Source organism: Proteus sp. TJ1640, assembly GCF_003144445.1.
Lineage (GTDB): Bacteria > Pseudomonadota > Gammaproteobacteria > Enterobacterales > Enterobacteriaceae > Proteus > Proteus penneri.
Genome location: NZ_PENY01000018.1, coordinates 40,384 through 63,393 on the forward strand (window position 1 = coordinate 40,384; position 23,010 = coordinate 63,393).

Below are 23,010 nucleotides of genomic sequence, written 5' to 3' on the forward strand. Positions count from 1 at the left end.
TTGATTTTAAATCAATTCCACTTACCATCTAAATAAGATAACAAGTGGAATATAAAGATATGATAGTGCGGAGGTGTACTACTTCGCTTGCGCTAAAAACTGCCCAAACTCTTCAATGCTTGGATAAGAAGATTGTGTGCCTTTTCCGGCAACACTTAAGCCTGAAAACATCACCGCTTTATTTAATGCTTCTTCAATATTATTAGTGTGAACATAATAATGGGAAAAACAACCAATAAAGGCATCGCCTGCTCCACTGGTATCTATTGCATCAACTTTAATAGCAGGAATGTACTTTTCAATTTCGCCGTTCATCCATAATGCCCCTTTTTCCCCTAACGTAACGATGACATTCTTAAAGCCTTTTTGTAGTAAAGAACAAGCGGCTTCGCGAATTTCATCCATTGTAGTGATTGGCATACCGGTCAATATTTCAAGTTCAGTTTCATTTGGAACAAAAAAATCACAACGAGCAGCAATATCAAGATCTAATGCTTTTGAAGCGGGAGCTGGGTTAAATAACACTGGAATATGGTGTTTATTGCCGAACTCAATAGCGTGATAAACCGTTTCAAGCGGGATTTCTAATTGCAGTACAATTATTTTGCATTTTTTCAGGCTATCTGTCGCTCTATCAATATCTTCTGGCGACAAATGTTGATTAGCCCCTTTAACAATTAAAATGCTATTTGATGATTGGGAAGTCACAAAAATAGGTGCAACACCACTTGTTGTACCGGGTACTTTTTCAACATAGCGTGTATTAATGCCATAAGACTCTAAATTCATGATGGTATTATCCGCGAAAATATCATCGCCGACTTTTGTTAACATCATCACTTTTGAATTTAATTTAGCAGCAGCAACTGCTTGATTAGCGCCTTTACCACCACAACCAATTTTAAATGCCGGCGCCTCAAGGGTTTCACCCTCTTTTGGCATCCTATCTATATAGGTGATCAAATCCACCATATTTGAACCAATCACTGCAATATCCATAGCGCCTCTTACTCTTATGTGAAATTTCTAAATGTGAAAATAGTGACATTTTGATAGATATATAACAGTATAATGTTATTTTTGTATCATCTGTGATTGTTATCTCATTAAAACGGCTCTAATATGTTGCCAAACTAACATGAGTGAAGAATAACAATCTTTTTACTAAGGAATAGACTATGCGTCCATTAGCTAATTATATCGATCATACCCTTCTTGCTGCAGATACAACTGAATCACAAATCAAGAAATTGTGTGCTGAAGCAATTGAACACGGTTTCTTCTCTGTGTGTATTAACACTTCTTACATCCCTTTAGCAAGAACTTGCCTTGAAGGCAGTGATGTAAAAGTATGTTGTGTTATCGACTTCCCATTTGGTGCTGGTTTAACAGCAACAAAAGCATTTGAAGCGGCTGAAGCTATTCGTCAAGGCGCGCAAGAAGTCGATATGGTTATCAATATCGGTATGTTAAAAAGCGGTCGTTTAGACTTCGTAAAACAAGATATTGAAGCAGTAAAAGCAGCTTGTGGTAATACAACTCTGAAAGTAATTTTAGAAACTTGCTTATTAAATGACGACGAAGTACGTTTAGTTTGTGAAATGTGCCGTGAGATCCGTGTTGATTTTGTGAAAACATCGACAGGATACAGTACAATGGGCGCAACAGAACATCATGTTGCTTTGATGCGTAAAACCGTTGGTGATGAAGTTGGCGTGAAAGCATCTGGTGGTGTTCGCGATCGTCAAACAGCATTAAACATGATCAAAGCAGGAGCAACACGTATCGGCGCTAGCGCAAGTGTCGCTATCGCAACAGATTCAGATGCACCTGAATCAAATTACTAATTATTTAGCGTATCTTTTTTTGGAGTACGCTATTCGATAATACAAGGATCCTTCGGTGATAGAGACCAAACAGCACGAACGTTTGCGCCGCCTCAGTGAATGTATAAAACGCTCAGGTCGCATACATCTTAAAGACGCCGCAAGGATCCTTGAAGTTTCTGAAATGACGATTAGACGCGATCTCAGCTCTGATGCTGAAAACCCGTTCCCAATGTCATTATTAGGTGGCTATATTGTTGCATTAGCCCAACCTCATGCAGGCTCACTATCAACATCATCCGATATTATTACGCCTGATCAAACTGAAGAACTTCATATTCCTAATCTTGCCGCCGGTATGGTCTCTGAAGGCGATGTTCTTTTTTTCGATAACGGACAATTTATTCCCACACTGATTGAGCTTATTCCCGATAACCTGCATTTCACTGGGATCTGTTATTCTCATCGAGTCTTTTTGGCCTTAAGCCAGAAAAAAAATGCCACGGTATTACTCTGTGGAGGTGAATACCGCCCTAAAAGTGATTCATTCTTCAATCCAACCCAACCTTCTTATCTTGATAGCATTAATCCTAAAAAAGCCTTTATTTCAGCTGAAGGTGTCCATCTTGATTTTGGCGTTACTTGTTATAACATCGACGATCTTTATATGAAGAAAAAAGCGATGGATAAATCTATTCGTAAGATCTTACTCACCAAATATCACTATTTTGATGAAACAGCGACAGCCAATATGGGTGATTTAGCGCAATTTGATGTTGTTATTACTGATAGAAAATTAACGGATGATTACGAAGATTATTGCCGAAAAAGCTCAGTAAAAGTGATTTATTAATTAAAAGTAGATAACTAACTAAAATAGGTAATAAAGAAAAATTAACCTTAAATTAAATAAATTATATTTATTCTCTTTGATAAAAATAAAGAAAAACAACACCAATTTTTAATTGCTAAAGCAAAAAAAAGTGGTTACTATGCCTGCGATTTATTATTTTATCCATTTCACTTAACTGCAAGGAGGTATCCCATGACAACAACAAATATGAATACTCTTTGCGGACAATCTCAGAAGTAATCCTTTTTTCCTTCTTTTTGCTGTCCGCCAATCAATTTATTTTTTAATCCTTTACATTATATGGATTGGTATATGGACAAGTGTGTTCATTATTTATCTGATAGCGTTTGTTATATCGCATCGGATAATACTTGGATTGAAAGCAAAGCAATCCAACAATTAGAAACAACGGCTCAACTTCCTGATATGACTTATGTCGCAGGTATGCCAGACCTGCATCCAGGTCGCGGTTATCCTATTGGTGCCACTTTTTTTTCTGTTCGTCGTTTTTACCCCGCTTTAGTCGGAAATGATATTGGCTGTGGTATGACACTCTTTCAAACTGAATTTAAAAACAGCAAGCTCAACTTAGATAAAGCAGAAAAACAGTTGAGTGAAATGAGTGATATCGCACCTTCAGAATGGTTAGAAGAGCACTTACCCGAAGAGATGCAAAATCACCCTTTCGCTGGCTCTTTAGGCTCTATTGGTGGGGGAAATCATTTTGCTGAATTCCAGCAAATTGACCAAGTGATTAATGAAGTGCTTTTCGCTGAAAGTGGTATCAATAAAAAACAGTTGTTGCTATTAGTTCACAGCGGATCACGAGGTTTAGGACAATCTATCTTACGTGCCCACACAGAACAATTTGGTCATAAAGGACTCGTTGCTAACACCGAAGAGGCAAATGAATATTTGCAAGCTCACAATAAAGCTCTTGATTATGCAAAGCTAAATCGTCGCCTTATTGGTGAAAGAATAATGCGCCAAATTCGTGCTCAAGGTGCAGTTATTTCTGATGTGAATCATAATCTTGTAGAGCCTTGTGAGTTATATGGTCAACAAGGCTGGTTACATCGAAAAGGTGCAACACCTGCACATCACAATATGGTGGTTATTCCGGGATCCCGCGGTGATTATAGCTATATCGTTAAGCCAATTGTGTCTGAATTAAGCCTTCATTCATTACCTCATGGTGCTGGTAGAAAATGGATGCGTACAGAGTGTAAAGGACGTTTATCACACCGATTTACACCTTTACAACTTTCACGAACGGCATTAGGTAGCCGTATTATTTGTGCCAATAAACAACTGATTTATGAAGAGGCTCCACAATCTTATAAATCCATTGAAACCGTGATTGAAAGTATGGTCAGCATTGGATTAATCGAAGTCATTGCACGTTTAAAACCCGTGATCACCTATAAAACGAGCGGGGAGATGGCGTAATGTTATTACAATTCACCTCCGCACAAGGCCCTGAAGAGTGCTGCTTAGCGGTTGAAAAAGCCTTAAAATACTTTTTGAAATCAACGTCAAAACAACAAGTTAATGTAACAGTTCTTGAAAAAGAGCCTTCACGTTATGGCTTAAAATCTGCATTGGTGTCTCTTGAAGGTGCTAATGCACAAACTATCGCTCAACAGTGGGCGGGTTCAATACAATGGCAATGTGCAAGCACGTTACGACCGCGGCATAAGCGTAAAAACTGGTTTATTGGAGTTGCCTGTTTTGAACAACCTGATGAAATTAATGATACAGAAATTGTCTTTGAAACTATGCGTTCAAATGGCCCCGGTGGTCAACATGTTAACAAAACAGAGTCGGCGGTCAGAGCAACACATATTGCCACAGGCATTAGTGTAAAAGTGCAATCAGAACGTAGTCAGCACGCTAATAAAAAGCTCGCTAAGCAACTTATTGCATGGCATTTAGACGCTTATATGATGAAGCAACACGCCTCATTAAATAGCCAGCGCCATATTGCTCATCATCGAGTGATCAGAGGTGATGCCACACTCTGTTTTAGTGGTAATGACTTTGTGCTTATAAGCAAATAATGTTATTACTCTAACAAAAACAAAGCCACGAGTTTTAATCGTGGCTTTTTTAAGACAAAAATACCCTGCAATAAGATTTTTTAAATTAAAAAATCAATAAAGCGTATAGAGCGTTTTAATAAATAAATCTTACTGTTAATACATTTATTTTATTTAATTAATCTTATTTCTTTTTTATAACATCACATTTATTTAAATATAAACATTATTGATAGTGATTAATTAAACGGGTGCTGGTGTATTTCTCATTTTAACAGTGAACGTCACAACAGCAGAAGCGACTAATGCAATTATCATAAACATAAATGCACTGTCATAACTGCCGCCACTCGCTTTAATTAAGAAGCCCATAACCGGTGCGGAAACAACCCCCGCCATTTGTCCACCGAAATTAACAATTCCTGAAGCACGACCCATGATTTTATTGGGGATAGTATCCATTAAAATACCCCAGAACATTGCCATGGCAAAGAACATAAACAGTGCTGAAATACACTGATATACAACAGCCATATCCGCACTTTCAACAGTATAAGTCATATATAAGAAGCCCGCGGCAATCACTGCGGTGATCATATATAACCATTTACGCTGTGCTTTGCATTTATCAGAAACATAACCGCCTAATAATGTCCCACCCGCACCAAATAAGAATGGAATAGCCGCCATTACCCCTGTTTTAGCCAAAGAGAATTCACGAACAGTAATTAAATAGCTTGGTAACCACGTTGAAAATCCCCAAAAGGTAATATCAAACAGAAACCAAATCGCCGCCATTTGCCATAACACTGGCATTTTTAACACATCTTTAAAAGGTACGGCTTCAACAGGTTTATCCGTTAATGTGCCATCCGCGGCTAGTTCATCGAGATCTTGTTGAGTAATACTTGGGTGATCTTTTGGATTATCACGAGTAAAGAAATAAATACCCGCTGCAATTAATAAGCCCGGAATACCTAAAACAATAAACACCATATGCCAGCCAAAAGCGCCGATAATACTGGCTGCAACAATGACGGCTAATGCTGGCCCTAACGTATTGACTGTTGATTGGATTGCCGTTGCACGGCCACGCTCTTTAGATGGGAAATAAGTCGAGATCATTTTCCAAGAAGCGGATGGAAAACAACCTTCACCAATACCAAATAAGAATCGCACCGCTAACATTAACGGTAATGTAAACACCATACCCGTTAAGCTGGTGAAGACTGACCACCATGCAATGCCAATTGCCATAATTTTACGAGCACCAAAGCGGTCAGCTAAGAAACCTCCCGGTATTTGGAATGCCGCATAACCGACAAAGAACGCACTGATGATTAAGCCTTGTTGTGTGGTATCAAGATTAAGATCACGCCCAATAAAAGGTAACGAAACACTCATCACCATTCTATCTAAAAATGAAAGTAACCATGCTAACCAAATTAAGGATAAAACGGTGTAACGAGCTTTCCATGTTTTCTTCGGTTGAAGGTCTGGAATAATATTTGAACTCATTTTCCTGTTCCTCAAGTAAGGGGAAACCATCACGGTTGAAGAACAACCGTGATAAACAGAGATAAGATTTAACGTTTAAGAGCGCTATTGTGTTGTTATGCTCTTAAAACATGACCGCTACAGGCGTAACTTTCGACTCCATTAATTAAAGCGATACGCCCATTGACCATCACCAGATCAATCCCTTCTGGGTATTGGTTTGGTTCAACAAACGTGCCTTTATCAATAATGGTTTCAGGATCAAGCATCACAATGTCTGCCGCATAGCCTTCTTTAATTAATCCTCTATCGGTTAATCGAAGGACTTCAGCTGGTTTACCTGTCATTTTGCGGATAGCTTGTTCCCAAGTGAGACATTTTTCTTCTCTGACGTATTTCCCTAAAACACGAGGGAATGCACCAAATACGCGAGGATGAGGTTTACCAGCTCCCATTAACCCATCAGTACAGACGTTTTGTTCAGGACGACATAAGAATTTGATAACGTGTTCTTCTGTGCCGTAAAAATCCACCATTCCTACCGCATTTTCTTCTTCGTATAGCAGATCAAAGGTTGCGTTATACGGATCTTTACCTCTCAATTTGCCTAGCTCGACAAGGCTAAGTCCAACGGCATCTTGGTTTTTTTCTGTTTTAGAGCTAGTGACATAAATATTTTCTAAGCCTGCAAAATCAATAAAGTTATCCCAACCCGGAATCCCTTTTTCGATATCTTCAATCATCTTTTTACGCAGTTCAGGAGAAGCTAAGCGTTCTAATAATTTCTCTGTACCTCCTGCGTGAACCCAAGGCGGTAAAATCACCCCAAGCATGGTACTGCCTGCCACATACGGATATTGGTCAAAAGAGATACGAATGCCCTCTTTTTGTGCTTGCTCTAACATACCAAGCATTTCGTCGATTAATCCCCAGTTTTTCTTACCGCAAACTTTCATATGGGAAATATGCAACCAAACACCTGATGCTTTGGCGATATCAATAAGCTCTTGAGTTGATTGAATAATATCGTCAGCTTCACTACGCTGGTGTACAACAAAAATACCATTATGTTTTGCTGTAACCTTACAAAGTTCGATCATTTCAGCGGTATCACCAAAGGCACAAGGCATATAAATCAATCCTGTTGATAAACCAAACGCCCCTGCTTTTAACTCTCGCTCTAAGATCTCACACATCTTGGCGACATCTTCACGAGTAGAAGGATTACCTTCTAATCCCATCGCTTCCATTCGGATGTTGCCATGAGGAACAAGGTAAGCAAGATTGGTTGCTGAGCCTCGGGCTTCCAACATCCCTAAGTAACCTTCGGTATTTTTAAAATGCCAATCAATGCTGTCAGAATCTCCATCTAACCCCGCAATATTCTTGCGCCATGCAGAAATATACTGTTCTGGTAAGGGTGCTAACGCGACACCATCTTGTCCTAACAATTCAGTGGTGATCCCTTGGCGGATTTTGGCAGATAAAGCGGGATTAAGCAGAGCAGAAAGATCTGAGTGAGTGTGGGTATCAATAAAGCCGGGGCAGACTATCTTCCCTGTAGCATCAATAATTTGATCATTCGTTTTAGCATCAAACTGGCCGATTTTGATTATTTTTCCTTCGTTAACCACAACATCAGCTTGAAATGCACTTGCCCCTGTTCCATCAATAACAGTGGCGTTTTTAAATATTGTTTTCATTCTGTTATTTCTCCAAAGAGCATCTGACTGTTTCGCCAGATACTCTTCTAGTAAGGATTTATTTGAGTAAGAATTAAAGGTGATAAAGGCTGTTCATAATGCTGTAATATCCCTTCGCCGCACCTTTTAACTGTTCAATTTCGATATATTCATCAATGGTGTGTGCTAAGTTTTCGCGAGATGGGCCAAAACCAATGGTTTTAATACCCGCTTCACCCGCATAGTGGCTACCGTTGGTACAGAAAGAGTATTGTGTGACGGTAGGGTTAAAGCCGGACTCATGCAGCCCTTTTAAAACGCTTTGCACGTAAGGATCACTCTCTTCTAATACCCAACCTGGGAAGAAACGTTCACCTTCAATAGTGGCGCCGGTGTAACATTTTTCAGTACCGTAGGCATAAGAGACTTTAGCTTTAAAATCAGCGTCTTGAGAAGTTAGTTCATCAATGGCTTTTTGTAATGGTGCAAGCACTTCCTCTTTAGTTTCACCGACTAATAAACGACGATCGTAAGTGGCACGGCAATATTCAGGTACAACCGAAGCGCCTGGATAAGGTGATGATTTAATATCCGTAAGTTCTAAGATCCCTTTTCCTAAAACAGGATGAACGGGTGGTGTTAGGGTTCTGATCTTCTCGATCAGTTTTGCCATTTTATAAACAGAATTGATCCCTGCATCTGGATTGGCGGAGTGTGCGGGCTTACCAAAGGTTTCAACAACAATCTCGGCACGACCGCGTTGCCCAATTTTGAGGTTTAATTCTGAGGCTTCACCAATCACCACATAGTCTGGCTTATAGCGCTCAGTAACTAATCTAGCGGCAACACCTTCAAAACACTCTTCATGCACAATACAAGAGACATAAATACGACCGGCAAAATTGCGCTGATTATCTTGGCCATAAAAACCTATCGCTGAAATCATTGCAGCGACGGCACCTTTCATATCACTGGTGCCACGACCATAAATCTTGCCATCTTTGATTTCTGCACCATAAGGCTTTTCTTTCCAATCACGCTCACTTACCGGCACAGTGTCGATATGACCATCAAAAACAAGGGTTTTCCCTGGGTGTTGACCTATAATTCCGCCAATAATATTGCCGTATTTATCAATATGAATATCATCAAAATCATAGCTTTTCATCATCTCTTCTATGACTTTAACAACGTTACCTTCTTCACCTGAATAGCTTTTTTGTTGGATTAATAATTGGCAATTCTTAATAACTTCATCAAATCGGTTTGCTGATAACATACTTTTTCACTCCAAAAGACTTATTTGTTTTTTAAAATTGTTTGAAGCTAGGCAACTCGCCATCCCACACGATATCGCGATAACGCTCAGGATCGGTGTCACCTTCAGTGCTGATCACAAGCACTCTTGCATTTTCATCTAATCCCAGCGCTTCTTTCACGCTTTGATAAACCGGTGATTGCATTAAAATAGAGAGCAACCCTGTTGTCACAGCGCCAGATTCACCAGAAATGATGTGCGGATCACCAGGTAAAGGGTTCCCTAAAATCCGCATTCCCCTAGTCGCGACGGCATCAGGGCAAGAGAAAAATGCCGCTGAATAATCGCGTAATAAATTCCAACCAATACTATTCGCTTCACCACAAGCAAGCCCCGCCATAACGGTTTGTAAATCTCCGCCAACGGGAATGGCATCCGCTTTTCCTGATACGGCAGATTGATATAAACAGTCGGCAATACGTGCTTCTGCCACAATCACTTTTGGCGCTTGTTTGCCATAAGCCGCGGTGACCATGCCTTGCACCATACCCGCAAAAGAGCCCACGCCGGCTTGCACAAAAATATGCGTCGGAGGTACTTCATGTAATTGCGCGAGAGATTCCAGCATTAAAGTGCCATAGCCTTGCATGATCCAAAGTGGGATCTCTTCATAGCCATCCCATGCAGTGTCTTGAACCACGATCCAGCCATACTTTTCAGCCATTTCCGCCGTCATTCTCACCGCATCGTCATAGTTCATATCAACGATTTCAGCGACGGCACCTTCACGTAAAATGGCATCTAAACGTTCTTGTGATGATCCTTTTGGCATATAGACCACCGCTTTTTGCTTTAACTGTCTTGCCATCCAAGCAACACCACGTCCATGATTCCCGTCAGTGGTTGTCGCAAAAGTGACGCCATTTAACTTTTTCCTGATCTCATCACTGATCATTACCTCATAAGGTAATTCACTTATGTCCATTTCGAGGAAATCAGCAATATGGCGCGCCATCGCGTAAGCACCACCTAACGCTTTAAACGCCTTTAAACCAAAACGGAAAGACTCATCTTTGAGATATAATTCACCCACCCCTAAAGTTTTAGCTAACTGGGGTAAATGAAATAACGGTGTAGGTGCGTATCCTGGAATAGTTCTGTGAAAATCTAACGCTTTAGCTAACTCTTCATAACGAAAAGGGGCAAGCTCAGCGGTTGGTTTTCGCGTAAATGAACTTTGGTTAATCAGGTACTGCAATTGCTCCTGCATGGAATTACCTCTTAATCACACTTTAAAATTCGCGATAACCCAATATCGCGATTAATCGAAATACATAGGGTTATCCCCTATATCGCAATATGTATGCCAACTCATTCAAAAAGCATTTAATAGAGATGCAATATTTTGATTTTAAATAGATTTATTATTTAACTGATTAAAAGATGAAATTAATCATGCAGAAAAGCTGTGATCTAGGCGGTTTTATTTAAGTGATAAATTATCAATAATAAGAAACTGTGTGAGCTTTATACAATAAATATATAACTATTTAATAAATAACAATTAAATTAACCACTCTAAATGAGTGATGATAATTTATTATCAATATTGATAATTTTAAGGTGAGAATGTGATGCACTCATTGCTAAGTACCCTACAAGATGAAATCAGCAAATATACCGATGCCATTGCAGGGATCACTGGCACTGATGTTGAAATTATTGATAACAATTTAATTCGTATTGCAGGTACAGGACGTTACCGTTATATGCTCAATCAAGATGTCTCTAATAATGGGCATATTTATCGCCATGTGCTGCAAGTACAAAAGACTATTTTGATTGAAGATCCGAAAGAAAATAGCCTCTGCCAACTGTGTCAAAATCGCTTAACCTGCACTGAAGAGCTTGATCTAAATGCCCCTATTTTTCTGAATAACCAAGTTATTGGTGTCATTGGTATTATCTGTTCTAACCGAGAACAGAAAATGTTTTTAATGAAGCAAAAACAAGCCTTTATCACCTTTATTGAACAATTTTCAGAGATGATTTCAAGTCGTGTTTTTGAATGCCTTGAAAGGCTTCGTGAACAAGAGCGATTTGGCACTTTTCGCAATTTAATTGATGTGATGGATAGAGGCGTGATTGCTATTGATAGCCAAGGTAAGATTTGGCACGCCAATCTTTCTGCTTTGCGTTTTTTTGATTGTGAGCTTATTGGTCAGTCTCTTGATATCAAGATGACAGGCGACATCCTTTATGGTGATGAAGAAGCGTGGCTGATATTAAACCAACAACGCTATCATGTTCTGTGTAAAAAAATCACCTTTTCATCGGTTGATAATGACCAACTTACCATGGTTATCTTTCATGATGCTCGTGATTATATGACACAAATAAATACCCTTTCCGTTGATGAAAACCCCCACTCTCCTTTAATTGGTAATTCACAAAATATGCTCCAATTAAAAAGCATGCTAAGTAAAGTTGCCGTAAGTCATGCCAGTGTGCTTATCACCGGAGAAAGCGGTTCAGGTAAAGAAGTGGTGGCTTACACTATTCACCAACAAAGCCTACGCACAAAGCAGCCCTTTATTACTATTAACTGTGCGGCTATTCCTGAACAACTCTTAGAAAGTGAGCTTTTTGGTTATGTGCGGGGCGCCTTTAGTGGTGCTGATCCTAAAGGACGTATTGGTAAATTTGAATTGGCACATGGTGGTAGCCTATTTCTTGATGAAATTGGGGATATGCCTTTGCATTTACAAGCCAAACTTTTACGTGTGCTCCAAGAAAAAAGCATTACCCGTGTTGGCTCTAATAATCTAATTAATATTGATGTGCGTATTATTGCCGCCACAAACAAAGATCTGCGTGAAATGGTAAATAAAGGGCAATTCCGTGAAGATCTGTTTTATCGCCTCAATGTTGTGCCGATCCATACGCCTGCATTACGTGATCACCGAGAAGATATTGCAGAACTAGCACAATTTTTTGCCGACGATTTAGCATTAACCTATCAACGGCCTACGACGAAGATCCCAAATTCCATTATTAACTGCTTATATTCCTATGATTGGCCTGGCAATATCAGAGAGTTACGCAATGTCATTGAGTATATGTATGTTATGCAAGGCGATACTGTTGATTTAAACCTTAGTCACCTTCCGCCTTATTTGTTAGAAACACCACATTCTGCTCCTTTAGAAAAAGACAAAACCGTAGTATCCATACAGAAAACAGATAATAAAGATAAAACTCAGCCATTAAACACACAAGAGCTTCTCAAAACTCAAAGCCTGACATCAGAATATCAAACCATTATGAGCATATTAGAAAAAACAGGAACAACATTGGAAGGAAAGAAAAAAGCAGCTGAAATCTTAGGTATAAGTATTGCGACTTTATATAGGAAAATAAAATGCTAAATTTGATCGATCAGTATTCTAAAATAATTAATGAAATTGATTTCACAAAATTCTCTTATGAAGAAGATAAATATTCAGGTATTTTCTTACCAATTCCCTTCGATGAATACTGGCAATCTAAACCTAAAATTATGCTAGTTGGACGAGAAACCGCTGGTTGGAATACTAATAATAATAAAAATACACTCAACCGCATTTCTCTCTTTGTCGAAAATAAAAATATTCCTGCCATTATCGATGAAGCAATAAATCGATATAAACAACATTTACAATCAGATACCACTAAATCTAAAAGCCGTTTTAAACAGTTTTATTTTAAGCTAGCTCGAGAAATTAACATTGCTCCTAAATCAGTTTTCTATACCAATCTTTTTGCTTGGGATTACAACAAAAAAACACCTTTAAATAGACCTGATAATGAATTTCAAGAAATAAAAAACATCTCCATAAAGCTATTAGCGACCCAAATTAATTATCTAAAACCAGATTTTATTATCTTTGCTACTGGCTTTTCTCGTATTGATACGATTATAAAAGAATTATGTAATCAATATTTAAGTGGTTATGAAACATCAGCCCCCGTAATACACCAAAAACTATGGGAATTTAGGGCTGCAAACGCAACTTGCTTTCGTATCGCCCATCCAAGAGCAATGTATGGACATCAAGAATATCGAATTGAAGTTATCAGGCGGATCAAAACAAAAATGGAAACAGAAGAAAATCTAAAATTATAAGATAAGCATGATTATTTAAATTTAGATGCCCCCTAATTATGGGCATTTATAATACACTCAATCTCTAACTTAACATCCATGAAGTTCAGTGCCATAGTATAGAAATTCATGCTAAACATCTCTTATAGAGGATTTCCATGGCAGTCCCAACCTACGATAAATTTATTGAACCTGTCTTACGTTTTTTAAAACATCACCCTGAAGGTATTGCGGCAAAAGATGTCCATGAAAACGTCGCCAACATATTAGAATTAGATGATAATCAGTGTGCAGAACTCCTTTCAAGTGGACAATTAGTCTATAAAAATCGTGCGGGTTGGGCTCATGATAGATTAAAACGGGCTGGACTGTCGCAAAGCTTATCTAGAGGTAAATGGTGCCTAACAGAAGCCGGTTTTAAATGGATCAAAAATAATCCATTTCCTCTCACTAAAGAACAAATCGATCACTTAGCTTTGGATTTTGTTGATGTAAAACTTAACACTAATCCTGATGTCGTATTACTCGATGAAGATACACCGCGCACCCCAGATAACTCCCAACAGATACGAAGCCCAGACGAGCGTCTAAACGATGCATTAAAAGAAATTCGTGAATCTATCGCTATTGATTTACTCGAAAATTTACTTCAAGTATCACCTACTCGCTTTGAATTTATTGTATTAGATATACTGCATAAACTAGGTTATGGCGGCCATCGTGATGATTTAAAACGAGTTGGTGGGGCTGGTGATGGGGGGATTGATGGAATAATTTCCCTAGATAAACTGGGGCTAGAAAAAATTTATGTTCAAGCAAAACGCTGGCAAGGTACTGTCGGACGCCCTAATTTACAAGCGTTTTATGGCGCCCTTATCGGTCAAAAAGCCAAGCGAGGCATTTTTATTACCACATCGGGTTATAGTGCTCAAGCCATTGACTTTGCAAAGTCAGTCGAAGGATTAGTGCTTATTGATGGTAATCGTTTAGTTAACTTGATGATGGATAACGAAATTGGTGTAAGTTCACAAATAGTCAAGTTACCTAAGTTGGATATGGATTATTTTGAGTAATGACAATGGATTGCAGACTTTGTGATACCAATAGTGTTTAATACAGACAAATCCAATTTCGGTACTTGCTTTGCCCTCTTTACGCGCATTGCTCAGTCACAAATAAATAATTATTAGAGTAGGATATGAATAAACAACAATTAGCCGCAAAGATTTGGGAATCGGCTAACCAAATGCGTTCTAAAATTGAAGCGAACGAATACAAAGATTACATACTTGGTTTTATCTTTTACAAATACCTAAGCGACCAACTAGTGCAGTTTGTCACCAAAGAAGGGATGACAGCCGAAGATATCAAAAACCTTAATGAAGAAGACACCGATACTGTTCAATATGTGCAAAGTAACTTGGGTTACTTTATTGCTTATGACAATCTTTTTTCTACATGGGTTGATCCAAAATTTGAATTTGATGAATCTAATGTGCGTGATGCGCTTTCTGCCTTCAGCCGTTTAATTTCACCTACCTACAAAAAACTCTTTGAAGGCATTTTTACGACCTTAGAAACAGGTTTAAGCAAGCTGGGCGAAAGTGCAGGTAAACGAACCAAAGCTATCAGTGATTTATTACACTTGATCAAAAGCATTCCAATGAATGCCAATCAAGGATATGACGTATTGGGTTATATTTACGAATACTTGATTGAAAAGTTTGCCGCTAATGCAGGTAAAAAAGCGGGTGAGTTTTATACTCCACATGAAGTCTCTGTACTGATGTCGAATATTGTCGCTCACGCATTAAAAGATAAAGATAATATTGAAATTTACGATCCGACTTCAGGCTCAGGTTCGTTATTGATCAATATTGGTGAAGCGGTTCAGAAATATGCTAAAAATAAAGATAGCGTCACCTATTACGCCCAAGAATTAAAAGCGAATACCTACAACTTAACCCGTATGAACCTAATCATGCGCGGTATTAAAGCCAGCAATATTAAAACCCGTAATGGGGATACACTAGAAGACGATTGGCCGTATTTTGATGAAAATGATCCACAAGGCTCATACGAAACATTATATGTCGATGCTGTGGTCTCCAATCCCCCTTATTCTCAAAATTGGGAACCTACGGATAAAAGTAACGATCCTCGCTATTCACGCTTTGGTCTCGCCCCGAAAACGAAAGCCGATTTTGCATTTTTACTGCATGACCTCTATCACTTAAAGCCTAATGGCATTATGACTATTGTATTGCCCCATGGTGTGTTATTCCGTGGCGGTGAAGAAGGTGAAATTCGCAAACAACTTATTGAACAAAATCACATTGATACCATTATCGGTTTACCCGCCAATATCTTTTTTGGCACAGGTATTCCTACCGTCATTTTGGTTCTTAAACAAAAACGTGAAAATACAGATGTATTAATTATCGATGCTTCCAAGCATTTTATAAAAGAAGGTAAAAATAATAAGTTACAAGCCAGTGATATCAAACGCATTACTGACGCAGTGATTAATCGCGAAAATATTGATAAATTTTCGCAAGTGGTCAGCAAAAAAACGCTCCAAGATAATGGCTACAACCTGAATATTCCGCGCTATGTCGACTCTTCGGAAACGCCAGAAAGTTGGGATTTACATGCTACGATGCTAGGTGGTATTCCTAACAGTGAAATTGCAGCGCTACATCAGTATTGGCAAGCATTTCCTCAATTACACCATGCGTTGTTTACACCAAAATCAGAGGCTTATAGTGAGCTTGCGATTGAAAAATCCGCGGTTAATGCTTTTATTAGCCAGCACGCTGAAGTAGTCACATTTATCAAACACTACAATCAAGCTTTTAATGGTTTTGATGATCATCTAAACCACCAGCTAATACAAAACTACAAAAACGTTAATCGTAATCAGCAAGAAGAAGCACTCAGTGTTGAACTGTTTACTCGCTTAGCCCCTATTGCCTTAATCGACAAATACCAAGCTTATCAATTTCTTAATAACCAATGGCAGGTCATTAGCGCCGATTTAGAAATGATACAAACGGAAGACTTTAACGCCACTAAAAAAGTCGATCCCAATATGGTGATAAAGAAAAAAAATGGCAAAGATATCGAAGTGCAAGACGGTTGGAAGGGTCATATACTGCCGTTTGATTTAGTACAACAAACCTATTTAAGCGATGACTTACAAGCTCTGACTGATCAAGAAACACGGTTAGCAGAAATCACCAGCTCCCTAGAAGAGATTTTTGAATCACTGACGGAAGAAGACAAAGAGCAAGAGACAGTAAAAGAGAGTAAAGACGGCTTTGCGAATACGGAAGTGGGTAAAGCGGCTAAAGTCTTCTTAAAAGAGCAAAAAGACGCAAAAACCAAATTCGCGCCAGAGAGCTATGAAGCAAAAATCATTGAAGCAAGTAAGCTTATTGATAAAGAAAAAGCGCTGAAAAAAGCGGTAAAAGACGCAAGCATCGCGCTTCATTTAAAAACAAAGACGACCCTCGAAGCGTTAAGTGATGAGCAAGTCCATACGTTGCTACACCTTAAATGGATTGTCCCACTGTGCAATGAACTTCTAACCTTGCCAAACACGGTAATTACCCAACTAACCCATCAAGTACAAGCATTAGCCGATAAATATGCCGTGACTTATTCACAAGTCGCCAATGAAATAAAAACCACTGAAAAAGAGTTGGCTGACATGATGGGCGAACTGACGGGTAATAAGTTTGATATGCAGGGCTTAGCTGAACTCTCTAACTTATTAAAAGGTGAATAAGATGAGTGCAGATAAGAAAGTACCTGAAATTCGCTTTAAGGGGTTTAGTCATACTTGGCACAATAAAGAGATAGGAAGTATCTTGACTGACATAAGACGCCCTGTTGAATTACTTGATGACGAATCATATCAATTAATTACAGTAAAACGTCGTAACGAAGGTATTGTACCTAGATCTATCCTAAAAGGAAAAAACATACTAGTAAAAAACTACTATGGGATTAAAGCCGGTGATTATCTGATATCAAAGCGACAAGTCGTTCATGGTGCTAATGGAATAGTACCAGAGAGTCTAGATAATGCTGTTGTATCTAATGAGTATCTTATCGTTACAGATAGCGATGAAATTACAGCTAAATTCTGGTCAGTCATTTCAAAAAGACCTGAAATGCATAAACTGTTTTTCATTAGCTCTTATGGAGTTGATATTGAAAAATTAGTATTTGATGTTTCTGATTGGAAAAATAGAACTATCACAATCCCTGATGTGGCAGAACAAAATGCGATAACAGACCACTTTCAAAAACTCGACAGCCTAATCAACCAGCACCAACAAAAGCATGACAAACTCAGCAATATTAAAAAAGCCATGTTAGAAAAAATGTTTCCTAAACAAGGCGAAACCGTACCTGAGATTCGCTTTAAAGGATTTAGTGGAGAGTGGGAAGAAATTCAACTAGAGCAGATCGCTGGGGTAAGAAGAGGACTTACCTACAAACCAAGTGATATTTCTGAAGATGGGATTGTTGTATTAAGGTCTTCAAACATTAATGTAGATAAATTTGAACTAAGAAAAGATGACGTTAAAGTTAACCAAGAAGCTGTAAAAATTGGCTTAATAAAAAACGGTGATATCTTAATAACTTCTGCAAATGGTTCTAGTAACTTAGTGGGAAAACACACCGTAGTCAAAGGATTAATAGTAAATGCAGTACATGGCGGCTTTATGCTTGTGGCCACAACAAAAATCCCTTACTTCTTAAACGCCTCAATGTCTACTTATTGGTATCAGCGATTCCTTTCAATTAATGTATCTGGTGGTAATGGGGCTATAGGAAATATTAAGGGTAGGGCTTTAGAAGAAGTACGTTTGTATATCCCAAAACAAGAAGAACAAATCGCCATCGGCAATTATTTCCAAAAGCTCGACGAACTAATCCACCAGCACCAACAACAGATCACTAAACTTAACCATATCAAGCAAGCTTGCTTAAGCAAAATGTTTATCTAGCAGGGAGTGCCATTATGACAACGTTTAAAACTGAAGCAGAATTCGAACAGGCTTTTATTAACGTTCTCACCCAAAAAGGGTGGGAGCCTGAAATACTGAAAAACAAAACCGAAGCGGATTTACTGCAAAACTGGGCAAATATTTTATTTGAGAATAATCGCCAGCGTGATCGTCTAAACGATGTGCCATTAACCGATGGCGAAATGCAACAGATTATTGAGCAAATCAAAGCGCTAAAAACGCCAATCAAATTAAACGGTTTAATTAATGGCAAAACTATCGCCATTAAGCGCGATAACCCTGACGATACCTTGCATCTTGGTAAAGAAATCAGCTTAAAAATTTACGATCGCCAAGAAATTGCCGCCGGCCAAAGTCGTTACCAAATTGCACAGCAACCCGAATTTGAACGTGGTAGCCCTTTGCGTAACGATAGGCGTGGTGATGTATTATTACTTATCAACGGCATGCCTGTGATCCATGTTGAGCTAAAACGCAGTGGTATTCCTGTTAGCCAAGCCGTCAACCAAATCGAAAAATACAGTGCAGAAGGGATATTTAGCGGACTGTTTTCACTGATCCAAGTATTTGTGGCAATGGAGCCAAACGAAACCAAATACTTTGCTAACCCAGGAATGGACGGTAAATTTAACCCCAACTATCAATTTAACTGGGCCGATTTTAATAACGAGCCGATGAATCATTGGAAAGATATTGCATCAACCTTGCTTTCCATTCCCATGGCACACCAGTTAATTGGCTTTTATACCGTTGCAGATGATACTGACGGCATTCTTAAAGTGATGCGTAGTTATCAATATTACGCAGCCAATGCGATATCGGATAAAGTCGCTAAAACGCATTGGCACCAACTGGGTAGTGCAACAAATAATCCTGACCGCCTTGGCGGATATGTGTGGCATACCACCGGTTCAGGTAAAACCATGACCAGCTTTAAATCAGCACAGTTGATTGCACAATCCAAAGATGCCGATAAAGTTATTTTTTTAATGGACAGAATTGAATTAGGAACCCAGTCGCTTGCCGAATATCGTAATTTTGCAGGAGATGGCGAAGACGTACAAGCCACTGAAAATACCTATGTTCTTATTACTAAATTAAAAAGCAATAATCCAGCCGATACCTTAATTGTGAGTTCCATTCAGAAAATGAGCAATATTTTTGAGGAAGTTGATGATGAAGGAACGGCGACGAACTCTGCGGATATTGAAACAATACGTGCCAAGCGCTTAGTGTTTATTATTGATGAAGCACACCGCTCTACTTTCGGCGATATGCTGGTTATTATTAAACGAACCTTTCCACGCGCCCTCTTTTTTGGCTTTACAGGTACGCCGATCCAAGAAGAAAACGAAAAAAATGGGAATACGACTAGCACCGTTTTTGGCAATGAATTACATCGTTATAGCATTGCTGATGGAATACGCGATGGCAACGTACTGGGTTTTGACCCTTACAAAGTCCCTACATTTAAAGACAGTGACATAAGAAAGGCTGTCGCATTAGAGCAAGCTAAGGCTAACTCCGTGCAAGAGGTCATGGGTGATCCGGCCAAAAAGAAAAAATTTAATTATTTTATGAATGATGTTCCTATGGCTGGCTACAAAGATGCCAAAGGTAAATATCATAAAGGAATTGAAGATTATATTCCTAAAAGCCAATATTTGACGGATGCCCACCAAGAAAAAGTGGTAAGTGACATATTAGATAAGTGGGATGTCCTTAGCCAAGGTAATAAATTTCATGCCATTTTAGCCACTAATAGTATCGCCGAAGCCATTGATTATTACCGTCGTTTAAAAAAAGCCAATCCTGAACTAAAAGTATCCGCCCTATTTGATCCCCATATTGATAATGACGGCAGCGGTAACCGTGGCCCCACTTTTAAAGGCGATGGCTTAGAAGAAATTATGGCTGATTATAATGATCGTTATGGTCAAGATTTTGATTTTGCTCGCCACGCTGCTTTTAAGAAAGATCTAGCTGCTCGTCTTGCTCATAAAAAACCTTATGAGCGCATTCATACAGAGCCAACAAAACAATTAGATTTACTGATTGTTGTAGATCAAATGCTCACAGGTTTTGATTCTAAATGGCTAAATACGTTATATTTAGATAAAGTCATTAAATATCAAAATATTATTCAAGCATTCTCACGGACTAATCGCTTATTTGGCCCAGATAAACCCCACGGTATTATTCGTTATTACCGCTATCCACATACTATGGAACAGCACATTAACGATGCTGTAAAACTCTATTCGGGTGACAGACCGATTGGCCTATTTGTTGATAGATTAGAAAGCAATCTTGAGGCCATGAATACGTTAATGGTGGATATTTCAGAGTTGTTTGTTAACGCGGGTGTTAATGATTTTCAAAAATTACCTGATGATATCGAAGCTTGTGCCAAATTCGCTAAATTATTTAATACCTTTAACCAACATTTAGAGGCGGCTAAAGTACAAGGTTTACATTGGGATCAATTAGTCTATTCATTTACTGAAAACGATGAAGAACATGAAGTCACACTGTCCATTGATGAACAAACCTATTTAAGCCTCGTCCTTCGTTACAAAGAGTTAGTCAGTAAAGCGGATAGTAGTGGTTCTGATGGTGGGGATGTTCCTTTTGATATCAGCGGTTATTTAACTGAAATAGATACTGGAAAAATTGATGCTGACTACATGAACAGTCGCTTTGATAAATATTTAAAAGAACTTAATAATCCTCAAGACGTTGCAAGTATTGAAACCACATTAAACGAGCTGCATAAGTCATTTGCATCACTGACACAAAGCGAGCAGAAATACGCTAAGCTTTTCTTACATGACTTACAGCGCGGCGATGCGCAATTAATTGAAGGCCATACTTTTAGAGACTATATCAATACCTATAAAGATAACGCCGAGAATGCACAGATAGGTGCCGTTGTTAATGCACTTGGTTTAAATAAAGCATCACTGATGGCGTTAATGGCGGATAGTGTTAATGAGAAAAACCTTAACAATTTTGGTCGCTTCGATGCATTAAAAGCAACTGTAAATAAAGCGAAAGCGAAAGCTTACTTTGAAAAACAAGATGGTGTCACTTTACCTCCATTTAAATTAAATATTCGTATTGATCAGTTTTTAAAGCAGTTTATTTTTGCAAAAACAGATGATCTCTTAAGTGATGTTGTTGACACAACAGACAGCGAATGCGGTTTTCCATCATAATAGACATTTAGATTAAAAAACCTCTGTCCAATAAACTGGGGTCAGTTCATTTTCACTGCGCGTACGTGTGCGATCCGGATGGGAACAAGCTGGCATTTGTCTATTATGCCAAAACAGTCTGACACCTTCATTTCATAGCGACAATCCTACCGGTAGTTCGACACACTGCCGGCAGGGTTGCCTGTTTGAGATCACACTTTTCACTTCAGCTTTTTCACTTATAATAAACAGGTGTTATCATTCACTCTGTAAATACCTTTTCAACTCAACCCGAGGCTTTGATGCTGGAGAATGTCATCATCTGATAATCAGTTCCTTCGACCTTTACAGGCCGGACTGATTATCAATGCGCCGAAATCGAATGCGGACACTGCTGTGTGTTTGCACATTTTGCACATGATGATTAAACAGGTTTTCCAGTATGAATTTATCCCGTCAGGAACAACGTACCTTACACGTTCTCGCTAAAGGTGGACGTATTGCGTACGTCCGCGATGCATCTGGCCGCGTCACTTCCGTTGAATGCTACAGTCGCGAAGGGCTGTTGCTTGCCGATTGCACGCTCGCCGTTTTCAAAAAACTCAAAACCAAAAAGCTGATCAAATCCGTCAACGGTCAGCCTTATCGTATTAACACCACCGGACTGAATAACGTCCGCGCCCAGCCCGATAACCGTTAAGGAGAGGATCATGGATATCCCACGCATTTTTACTATCAGTGAAAGCGAGCACCGCATTCATAACCCTTTTACGCCTGAAAAGTACGCCACACTGGGACGTGTGTTACGCATGAAGCCGGATGCCCGCATCCTTGACCTCGGCAGCGGCTCGGGAGAGATGTTATGTACTTGGGCGCGCGACTACAACATTACCGGTATCGGTATCGACATGAGCCCGCTTTTCACTACTCAGGCAAAGCTACGCGCAGAAGAACTTGGCGTCAGTGAACGCGTCCATTTTATTCATAACGACGCGGCGGGTTTCGTGGCGGATGAAAAATGTGACGTTGCGGCCTGCGTAGGTGCAACATGGATTGCAGGCGGCGTCGCCGGGACGATCGAACTCCTGGCTAAAAGCCTCAAACCGGGTGGGATCATGCTTATTGGTGAACCCTACTGGCGTCAGATACCGGCAACGGAAGAAATAGCCCAGGCTTGTGGCGTTAGCTCGACGACTGATTTCCTGACGTTGCCAAAGCTTGTCAGCGCGTTCGACGACCTCGGCTATGACGTGGTGGAAATGGTACTGGCAGATCAAGAAGGCTGGGATCGGTATGAGGCCGCGAAATGGCTGACGATGCGCCGCTGGCTCGAGGCTAATCCTGATGACGACTTCGCTGAGGAAGTCAGGGCCGAGCTAACACTCTCGCCGAAACGCCACGTAACGTACGCGCGGGAATACTTTGGCTGGGGCGTGTTTGCGCTCATCGCCAGGTAATCACAGATTCCCGGT

At 39.4% G+C, this 23,010-nt stretch carries 17 protein-coding genes; 12 read left to right on the forward strand and 5 right to left on the reverse strand.

Going from position 1 to position 23,010, the window contains the following annotated elements; genetic code table 11:
* Window positions 1–78: 78 nt before the first annotated feature.
* On the reverse strand, window positions 79–999 hold the full coding sequence (gene rbsK, locus DK861_RS06395; protein WP_072064518.1) for a ribokinase: 921 nt from the start codon (window positions 997–999) through the stop codon (window positions 79–81).
* Window positions 1,000–1,178: 179 nt separating this feature from the next.
* Here rbsK and deoC point away from each other — a divergent pair, with 179 nt between their 5' ends.
* The 4 genes from deoC to prfH all read left to right on the forward strand — a co-directional run bounded on the left by deoC (window position 1,179) and on the right by prfH (window position 4,739).
* Window positions 1,179–1,847 (forward strand): deoxyribose-phosphate aldolase, encoded by a 669-nt coding sequence (gene deoC / locus DK861_RS06400; RefSeq protein WP_109399600.1) that lies wholly within the window; start codon window positions 1,179–1,181, stop codon window positions 1,845–1,847.
* Window positions 1,848–1,902: 55 nt separating this feature from the next.
* A complete protein-coding gene (gene deoR / locus DK861_RS06405; RefSeq protein ID WP_109399601.1) occupies window positions 1,903–2,679 on the forward strand; it encodes a DNA-binding transcriptional repressor DeoR in 777 nt (258 codons plus the stop codon).
* Between the two features lie 300 nt (window positions 2,680–2,979).
* On the forward strand, window positions 2,980–4,128 hold the full coding sequence (locus tag DK861_RS06410) for an RNA ligase RtcB family protein (protein WP_204101256.1): 1,149 nt from the start codon (window positions 2,980–2,982) through the stop codon (window positions 4,126–4,128).
* Window positions 4,128–4,739 carry a peptide chain release factor H gene (gene prfH, locus DK861_RS06415; RefSeq protein WP_109399603.1) on the forward strand — a complete coding sequence of 204 codons (612 nt, stop codon included), beginning with the start codon at window positions 4,128–4,130 and terminating at the stop codon, window positions 4,737–4,739. Before DK861_RS06410 ends, prfH begins: the two co-directional genes overlap by 1 nt.
* Window positions 4,740–4,961: 222 nt before the next feature.
* On the opposite strand, the gene DK861_RS06420 is transcribed toward prfH, so the two are convergent.
* The 4 genes from DK861_RS06420 to dpaL form a co-directional block, all read right to left on the reverse strand.
* Window positions 4,962–6,236 (reverse strand): MFS transporter, encoded by a 1,275-nt coding sequence (locus DK861_RS06420; protein ID WP_072064521.1) that lies wholly within the window; start codon window positions 6,234–6,236, stop codon window positions 4,962–4,964.
* 95 nt (window positions 6,237–6,331) lie between these two features.
* Complete coding sequence (locus DK861_RS06425) at window positions 6,332–7,918, reverse strand: D-aminoacylase (protein ID WP_109399604.1); 1,587 nt, start codon at window positions 7,916–7,918, stop codon at window positions 6,332–6,334.
* A gap of 73 nt (window positions 7,919–7,991) precedes the next feature.
* The gene (locus DK861_RS06430) at window positions 7,992–9,176 is read right to left on the reverse strand and encodes a YgeY family selenium metabolism-linked hydrolase (RefSeq protein WP_109399605.1); all 1,185 of its coding nucleotides are present in this window, start codon (window positions 9,174–9,176) and stop codon (window positions 7,992–7,994) included.
* Window positions 9,177–9,207: 31 nt separating this feature from the next.
* Entirely contained in the window at window positions 9,208–10,425 is a 1,218-nt protein-coding gene (dpaL, locus tag DK861_RS06435; RefSeq protein WP_109399606.1) for a diaminopropionate ammonia-lyase, read from the reverse strand.
* 364 nt (window positions 10,426–10,789) lie between these two features.
* Between dpaL and DK861_RS06440 the strand changes: the two genes are divergently transcribed.
* The 8 genes from DK861_RS06440 to DK861_RS06475 all read left to right on the forward strand — a co-directional run bounded on the left by DK861_RS06440 (window position 10,790) and on the right by DK861_RS06475 (window position 22,995).
* Window positions 10,790–12,583, forward strand: a complete 1,794-nt coding sequence (locus DK861_RS06440) for a sigma 54-interacting transcriptional regulator (RefSeq protein ID WP_109399607.1) — start codon at window positions 10,790–10,792, stop codon at window positions 12,581–12,583.
* On the forward strand, window positions 12,577–13,320 hold the full coding sequence (locus DK861_RS06445) for a hypothetical protein (protein ID WP_109399608.1): 744 nt from the start codon (window positions 12,577–12,579) through the stop codon (window positions 13,318–13,320). The genes DK861_RS06440 and DK861_RS06445 overlap by 7 nt, the downstream gene beginning before the upstream one ends.
* Before the next feature lie 137 nt (window positions 13,321–13,457).
* Complete coding sequence (locus DK861_RS06450; RefSeq protein ID WP_109399609.1) at window positions 13,458–14,372, forward strand: restriction endonuclease; 915 nt, start codon at window positions 13,458–13,460, stop codon at window positions 14,370–14,372.
* A 125-nt stretch (window positions 14,373–14,497) separates the two neighbouring features.
* Window positions 14,498–17,089: a type I restriction-modification system subunit M gene (locus DK861_RS06455; RefSeq protein WP_109399610.1), complete on the forward strand. Its 2,592-nt coding sequence runs from the start codon at window positions 14,498–14,500 to the stop codon at window positions 17,087–17,089.
* Between the two features lies 1 nt (window position 17,090).
* The gene (locus tag DK861_RS06460) at window positions 17,091–18,320 is read left to right on the forward strand and encodes a restriction endonuclease subunit S (RefSeq protein WP_109399611.1); all 1,230 of its coding nucleotides are present in this window, start codon (window positions 17,091–17,093) and stop codon (window positions 18,318–18,320) included.
* A gap of 14 nt (window positions 18,321–18,334) precedes the next feature.
* Complete coding sequence (locus DK861_RS06465) at window positions 18,335–21,559, forward strand: HsdR family type I site-specific deoxyribonuclease (RefSeq protein ID WP_109399612.1); 3,225 nt, start codon at window positions 18,335–18,337, stop codon at window positions 21,557–21,559.
* A 421-nt stretch (window positions 21,560–21,980) separates the two neighbouring features.
* Window positions 21,981–22,238, forward strand: coding sequence for a YjhX family toxin (locus tag DK861_RS06470; protein ID WP_109399613.1), 258 nt, complete (start codon window positions 21,981–21,983; stop codon window positions 22,236–22,238).
* A 10-nt stretch (window positions 22,239–22,248) separates the two neighbouring features.
* Entirely contained in the window at window positions 22,249–22,995 is a 747-nt protein-coding gene (locus DK861_RS06475; RefSeq protein WP_109399614.1) for a class I SAM-dependent methyltransferase, read from the forward strand.
* The last annotated feature ends 15 nt before the right edge of the window (window positions 22,996–23,010 follow it).